7 protein-coding genes and 1 pseudogene are annotated in these 6,826 nt (G+C 31.6%); all 8 read left to right on the forward strand.

Annotated elements, in window-relative coordinates; translation table 11 throughout:
• A partial coding sequence (locus ACKVOV_RS00980) for an anthranilate synthase component I family protein (protein ID WP_409204912.1) occupies positions 1 to 1,361 on the forward strand: 1,361 nt, incomplete at its 5' end.
• A gap of 10 nt (positions 1,362 to 1,371) precedes the next feature.
• On the forward strand, positions 1,372 to 1,941 hold the full coding sequence (locus ACKVOV_RS00985) for an anthranilate synthase component II (protein WP_409204913.1): 570 nt from the start codon (positions 1,372 to 1,374) through the stop codon (positions 1,939 to 1,941).
• Between the two features lie 85 nt (positions 1,942 to 2,026).
• Positions 2,027 to 3,019, forward strand: a complete 993-nt coding sequence (gene trpD, locus ACKVOV_RS00990) for an anthranilate phosphoribosyltransferase (protein WP_409204914.1) — start codon at positions 2,027 to 2,029, stop codon at positions 3,017 to 3,019.
• Between the two features lie 2 nt (positions 3,020 to 3,021).
• Positions 3,022 to 3,801 carry an indole-3-glycerol phosphate synthase TrpC gene (gene trpC / locus ACKVOV_RS00995; RefSeq protein WP_409204915.1) on the forward strand — a complete coding sequence of 260 codons (780 nt, stop codon included), beginning with the start codon at positions 3,022 to 3,024 and terminating at the stop codon, positions 3,799 to 3,801.
• A 9-nt stretch (positions 3,802 to 3,810) separates the two neighbouring features.
• Entirely contained in the window at positions 3,811 to 4,416 is a 606-nt protein-coding gene (locus tag ACKVOV_RS01000) for a phosphoribosylanthranilate isomerase (protein ID WP_409204916.1), read from the forward strand.
• Between the two features lie 20 nt (positions 4,417 to 4,436).
• On the forward strand, positions 4,437 to 5,618 hold the full coding sequence (gene trpB, locus ACKVOV_RS01005; RefSeq protein WP_409204917.1) for a tryptophan synthase subunit beta: 1,182 nt from the start codon (positions 4,437 to 4,439) through the stop codon (positions 5,616 to 5,618).
• Positions 5,619 to 5,620: 2 nt separating this feature from the next.
• The gene (gene trpA / locus ACKVOV_RS01010; protein ID WP_409204918.1) at positions 5,621 to 6,385 is read left to right on the forward strand and encodes a tryptophan synthase subunit alpha; all 765 of its coding nucleotides are present in this window, start codon (positions 5,621 to 5,623) and stop codon (positions 6,383 to 6,385) included.
• Positions 6,386 to 6,623: 238 nt separating this feature from the next.
• Positions 6,624 to 6,826, forward strand: a pseudogene (locus tag ACKVOV_RS01015) (metalloprotease); the annotation flags it as partial.

Consider the following 6,826-nt stretch of genomic DNA (forward strand, 5'->3'; position numbering starts at 1 on the left):
TTGCTGATACTATCACGCCAGTAAGCATTTATCTGAAAATTCGTGACAAATTCCCTAATAGTTTATTGTTGGAAAGTAGTGATTATCATGCAAATGACAATAGTTTTTCTTATATCTGTTGCAATCCTATAGCATCCATAAAAATAGAAAATGAAACTATTTTCAAATCATTTCCTGATGGAACTTCTGAAAAAATTGAAATAAATAATCAAACCAATATTCCAAACGAAATTGAAAGATTCACATCACAATTCAAATCGGAAAACAATGATTTCAAATTCATAAATAATGGATTGTTTGGTTATATTTCTTATGATGCAGTACGTTATTTCGAAAAAATAGAAATTTCAAAAAAAGAAAATGATTTACAAATTCCAGATATTTATTATGCTATATATCAAAACATCATTGCAATTAATCATTTCAAAAATGAAGCCTATATTTTCTGTCATTCCTTAACAGATGAAAATAATATAAATGAAATCGAGCAATTATTGCAAACACGCAATTTACCAACTTACTCTTTTTCTAAAACTGATGATAAAAAATCTAATTTAACCGATGAAGATTTTAAAAATAATGTGGCTTTAGCCAAAAAACATTGTTATCGTGGCGATGTTTTTCAATTGGTATTATCAAGACGATTTACACAAGGGTTTAAAGGCGATGAATTTAATGTATATCGCGCTTTACGAAGTATAAATCCTTCACCCTATTTATTCTTTTTCGATTATGGCGATTTCAAAATTATGGGGTCTTCTCCCGAAGCACAATTGGTAATTAAAGACAGAAAAGCCGAAATTCACCCAATTGCAGGAACTTTCAAACGAACTGGAAACGACGAACAAGATGCTATTTTAGCTAAAAGTTTATCCGAAGATGCAAAAGAGAATGCCGAACATGTGATGTTAGTAGATTTGGCTCGAAATGATTTAAGCAGACAAAGTCATCAGGTAAAAGTAGAAAAATATCGTGAAGTACAGTTTTTTTCTCATGTCATTCATTTAGTTTCAAAAGTTACAGGGCAAATACACGAAAACTCATCTACAATGAAAGTCGTAGCCTATACTTTTCCTGCTGGAACTTTATCTGGCGCACCCAAACACAAAGCCATGCAACTGATTGAAAAATATGAAAACACAAATAGAAATTTTTATGGTGGTGCAATAGGTTTTATGGATTTTGAAGGTAACTTTAACCATGCCATCATGATTCGAACTTTTTTAAGTAAAAATCACCAACTACATTATCAAGCTGGTGCTGGAATTGTAGCAAATTCAGATGAAGAAAGCGAATTACAAGAAGTCTATAATAAGTTAGCAGCTTTAGATAAAGCATTAGAAATAGCTGAAAAAATTTAAATTTAAGAAAATGAAAAAAATACTAGTCATAGACAATTACGATAGTTTTACATACAATTTAGTACATTATCTCGAAGATTTAAACTGCGAAGTAACAGTATATCGCAATGATGAATTTGATATTGATGAAATAAAAAACTTTGATAAAATATTACTTTCTCCAGGTCCTGGAATTCCCGATGAAGCTGGTTTACTCAAAGAAGTCATCAAAACTTATGCTGCTACAAAAAGTATTTTGGGTGTGTGTTTAGGACAGCAAGCTATTGGAGAAGTTTTTGGTGGAAGCCTTATCAATCTTGAAAAAGTGTACCACGGCGTAGCTACCAATGTGAATATTCTAGTTGATAATGAAAACCTTTTTGATGGTCTAGAAAAACAAATCGAAGTGGGTCGTTATCATTCTTGGGTTGTAAATACTGTCGATTTTCCTGATGCATTAGAAATTACTTCAGTTGATGAAAACGGACAAATTATGTCTTTACGTCACAAAACTTACGATGTTCGTGGAGTACAATTTCACCCAGAAAGTGTTCTCACGCCCAACGGAAAGGAAATTCTTAAAAATTGGCTAAATAGCTAACTAACAGAAAACTATATTGAAAATTAATTTCAGTTTTAAGTAAAAAAACTTAAAACTAAGCACAACTCATATCTAATTTAAAAAAATGAAGACAATATTAAACCGGCTAATACAGCATGAAACTTTATCGAAAGCTGAAGCCAAAAATGTTTTGGTAAACATCTCCAATGGAAATTACAATCCAAGCCAAATAGCTAGTTTTCTGACTGTTTATATGATGCGAAACATCACTATCGACGAACTCGCAGGATTCCGAGAAGCATTATTAGAATTGTGTATTCCAATAAATTTATCTGCTTATAATACCATCGATTTGTGCGGAACAGGTGGCGATGGAAAAGATACTTTCAATATTTCGACATTGGCTTCATTTGTAACTGCTGGAGCTGGAATAAAAGTAGCAAAACATGGAAATTATGGAGTTTCATCTATTTCTGGCTCAAGCAACGTCATGGAAAATTTAGGTGTAAAATTTAGTAATGATACTAATTTTTTAGAAAAATGTATTGACCAAGCTGGGATTTGTGTTTTACATGCACCCCTTTTTCATCCAGCCATGAAAAACGTAGCACCAATAAGAAAAGAGCTAGCTGTAAAAACCTTCTTTAATATGTTGGGACCAATGGTAAATCCGAGTTTTCCTAAAAACCAATTGGTTGGTGTTTTCAATCTCGAATTGGCTAGAATGTACAGTTATTTGTATCAAAATACAGAAACCAATTATACCATTTTACACAGTTTAGATGGTTATGATGAAATTTCTTTAACTGGAAATACTAAAACCATTACAAATAAAATGGAAGGAATGCTAAAACCAGAAGATTTTGGAGTGAATCTTTTATCTCAAACTGATATTCAAGGTGGAACAACCATAGAAGAATCGGCACAACTATTTCTTACTATTATTTCAGGAAAAGGAACTGAAGCACAAAACAATGTAGTTTGTGCCAATGCTGGAATGGCAATTGCAACAGTAAATAATCTAACGCCATTGCAAGGATTCGAATTAGCCAAAGAGAGTTTATTATCTGGTAAAGGACTTGAAGCTCTGAAAAAATTACAACAATTAAGTTTATAAAAATGAATATTTTAGATAAAATCATCTTCGCCAAAAGAAATGAAGTAGCACTCAAAAAGTCAATCATTCCAGTTTCACAACTAGAAAATTCTGTACTTTTTGGATGTAGAACCATTTCGTTGAGTAAAATTTTACGAAATAGTAATTCTGGAATTATCGCAGAACACAAAAGACGTTCACCATCTAAAGTAGAAATAAATTATAGTTTTTCGGTAGAAGAAGTTGTAAAAGGGTACCAAAATGCTGGTATTTGCGGAATTTCTATTCTAACAGATGGAAAATATTTTGGTGGTTCTTTAGATGATTTATTGCTAGCAAGAGCTTCTGTAAGTATTCCGCTTTTGCGAAAAGAATTTATTATTGATGAATATCAAATCCTAGAAGCAAAAGCACATGGAGCCGATTTAATTTTGCTCATCGCAGCAGTATTAACTCGTGAGGAAATTAAAAATTTATCTGAATTTGCACAATCATTAGGTTTAGAAGTTTTGCTAGAAGTTCATAATCTAGAAGAATTACAAAAATCGATTATGCCCACTTTAGACATGATTGGCGTAAACAATCGCAATCTCAAAACATTCGAAGTCAGTTTAGATTTCAGTAAAGAACTAGCTTCAGAAATTCCTGATGAATTTGTAAAAGTTTCCGAAAGTGGTATTTCCTCTATCGAAGCCATTAATGAATTAAAACCTTATGGTTATAAAGGATTCCTTATTGGTGAAAATTTTATGAAAACAGATAATCCCGGAAAAGCTGCTTCAAATTTTATCAAACAACTATAAACTAAAAAGATGAAACTTAAAATCTGCGGTATGAAATATCCCGAAAACATTCTCGAAGTAAGCCAATTACTTCCAGATTATATCGGTTTTATTTTCTGGAAGAAATCCAGTCGTTATTTTGATAGCGAAATCCCTAAAATTAATAAATCAATAAAAAAAGTAGGTGTTTTTGTAGATGCAACTTTAGAAGAAATAATTTCAAAAATAAAAAAATACAATTTGAATGCTATTCAATTACACGGAAATGAAAGTGCCGAATTTTGTAAAAAACTAAAGCAAAAAGATATTGAAATCATCAAAACATTTTCTGTAAATGATGATTTTAATTTTTCAGTAGTAGAACCATTTGAAAATGCTTGCGATTATTTTTTATTTGATACCAAGGGCAAATTACCAGGCGGAAACGGAATAACTTTCAATTGGCAAATTCTAGAAAAATACAAATCACAAAAACCATTTTTCCTTAGCGGAGGAATCGGAATCGAAGAAATAGAAAATATTAAGAAATTAAATTTACCCATTTATGCCATCGATGTAAATAGCAAATTTGAAATCGAAGCAGGATTAAAAAATACTGAATTATTGAAAAGTTTCAAAAACAAATTGAAATTTTAAACATTTAAACTTTAAATACAATGAGTTTTCACGTTAACGAAAAAGGATTTTACGGCAATTTTGGAGGAGCCTATATTCCCGAAATGCTCTATCCAAATGTAGAAGAATTAAGACAAAATTACCTCAAAATTACGGCAGAACCAGAATTTCAAAAAGAATTTCATGAGCTGTTAAAAGATTATGTAGGTCGTCCTACTCCACTCTATTTTGCCGAGAGATTATCAGCCGAATACAATACAAAAATTTATCTAAAAAGAGAAGATTTGTGTCATACTGGCGCACACAAAGTCAACAATACGATTGGACAAATTCTATTAGCAAAACGACTAGGAAAAACCCGTATTATTGCTGAAACTGGTGCAGGACAACATGGAGTAGCCACTGCTACCGTTTGTGCACTTATGGGTTTGGAATGCATCGTTTATATGGGAGAAATCGACATTAAACGACAAGCGCCAAACGTAGCGAGAATGAAAATGTTAGGTGCCGAAGTTCGTCCCGCAACATCGGGTTCAAAAACCCTAAAAGACGCTACAAACGAAGCCATTCGAGATTGGATAAACAACCCAATAGATACTTATTATATTATTGGATCCGTAGTTGGCCCACATCCTTATCCAGATATGGTGGCGCGTTTTCAGAGTGTCATTTCAGCAGAAATAAAGACGCAATTATTAGAAAAAGAAGGTCAACAAAACCCCGATTATGTCATTGCTTGTGTAGGTGGTGGAAGCAATGCTGCTGGTACTTTCTATCATTTTATTGACGAAAAAGAAGTAAATATCATTGCTGTTGAAGCTGCTGGAAAAGGCATCGATTCTGGTGAAAGTGCAGCCACTTCCGCATTAGGAAAAATTGGGATTATTCACGGAAGTAAAACACTGTTAATGCAAAGTCCTGATGGACAAATTACCGAACCCTACTCTATTTCCGCAGGATTAGATTATCCAGGAGTTGGTCCTATGCATGCCCATTTATTCGAGACAAAAAGAGCCGAATTTATTTCTATTACAGATGATGAAGCCATGAATTGGGGTATCAAAATGTCTCAAACCGAAGGCATTATTCCAGCTATAGAAAGTGCACATGCTTTTGCAGTTTTAGACAAGAAAAAATTCAAACCAACAGATATTGTAGTCATCAATCTTTCTGGTCGTGGCGATAAAGATTTGAACACTTATATCGATTATTTTAAATTATAAAAATGAACAGAATAAATCAAAAATTACAAGAAGACAAGAAGATACTTTCCATTTATTTTTCGGCAGGATATCCTAACTTAAACGATACCGTTCAAATTATTCATGATTTAGAAAAATCTGGAGTTGATATGATAGAAATTGGTTTGCCATTTAGCGATCCTTTAGCCGATGGTCCAACTATTCAAGAAAGTTCGACTAAAGCTTTAGAAAATGGAATGACTACAAAAGTACTTTTCGAACAATTAAAAAATATTCGTCAAACCGTAAAAATTCCGTTAGTAATTATGGGATATTTCAACCCGATTTTACAATATGGAGTTGAAGCTTTTTGCAAAAAATGCCAAGAAATAGGTATTGATGGACTTATAATTCCTGATTTACCCGTCGATATTTATGCCGAAAACTATAAAGAAACTTTCGAAAAATACGGTTTAATAAATATATTTTTAATTACTCCACAAACTTCTGATGAACGAATTAGATATATCGATTCAGTTTCCAACGGTTTTATATATATGGTTTCTTCGGCTTCGGTAACAGGAAGTTCTAGCGGCTTCGGTAACATTCAAACCAATTATTTCAAAAGAATTTCAGAAATGAATCTTAAAAATCCACAAATTGTAGGTTTTGGTATTAATAATAAAGAAACTTTCAATCAAGCTACAAAATTTGCAAAAGGAGCAATTATTGGAAGTGCTTTTATAAATACCCTTACTAGCAAGGGTATTTCAAATATTCAAATATTTATTAACTCTTTTTTAGAGTAAAATTTATGTTAAATATTTGTTAATTAATACAGCTAAATACTAATCTCAAAACATATAAAAAGTGTTTTTTACCGATAAAAACATCCATCATACCGATCATAAAACATTAATAATAGTTTAAAAAAGTTATTTTAAATTACGAATAAAATATTAAATTATTGAATTTAATGTAAAATTTATATTTTTACCATGAAGAATTAATCAAACCAATAATTTAAAATTAACCAACCAAAAAATTATGAAAACAACCAAAAAAACCAATTTATTTTTAACGGCATTAGCTTTAGGAATGTTTGCATCATGTAGTAAAAACGAAGATGTTGAAATTATGCCAGCAAATACTGTAGCAATTGATCAACCCTCTTTACTAAACAAAGAATGTAGTTTTGTAGATAATAATTGGACATCAGCTGCAAATTTGTACACAACATTACCTAATTC

This window comes from Flavobacterium sp. (assembly GCF_046153165.1).
In the GTDB taxonomy this organism is placed as follows: domain Bacteria; phylum Bacteroidota; class Bacteroidia; order Flavobacteriales; family Flavobacteriaceae; genus Flavobacterium.

Bases quoted from the DNA above. Each gene is read 5' to 3' on its own strand.
- ACKVOV_RS00985 (WP_409204913.1), top strand. From the start codon at position 1,372: ATGAAAAAAATACTAGTCATAGACAATTACGATAGTTTTACATACAAT.
- trpD (WP_409204914.1), top strand. From the start codon at position 2,027: ATGAAGACAATATTAAACCGGCTAATACAGCATGAAACTTTATCGAAA.
- trpC (WP_409204915.1), top strand. From the start codon at position 3,022: ATGAATATTTTAGATAAAATCATCTTCGCCAAAAGAAATGAAGTAGCA.
- ACKVOV_RS01000 (WP_409204916.1), top strand. From the start codon at position 3,811: ATGAAACTTAAAATCTGCGGTATGAAATATCCCGAAAACATTCTCGAA.
- trpB (WP_409204917.1), top strand. From the start codon at position 4,437: ATGAGTTTTCACGTTAACGAAAAAGGATTTTACGGCAATTTTGGAGGA.
- trpA (WP_409204918.1), top strand. From the start codon at position 5,621: ATGAACAGAATAAATCAAAAATTACAAGAAGACAAGAAGATACTTTCC.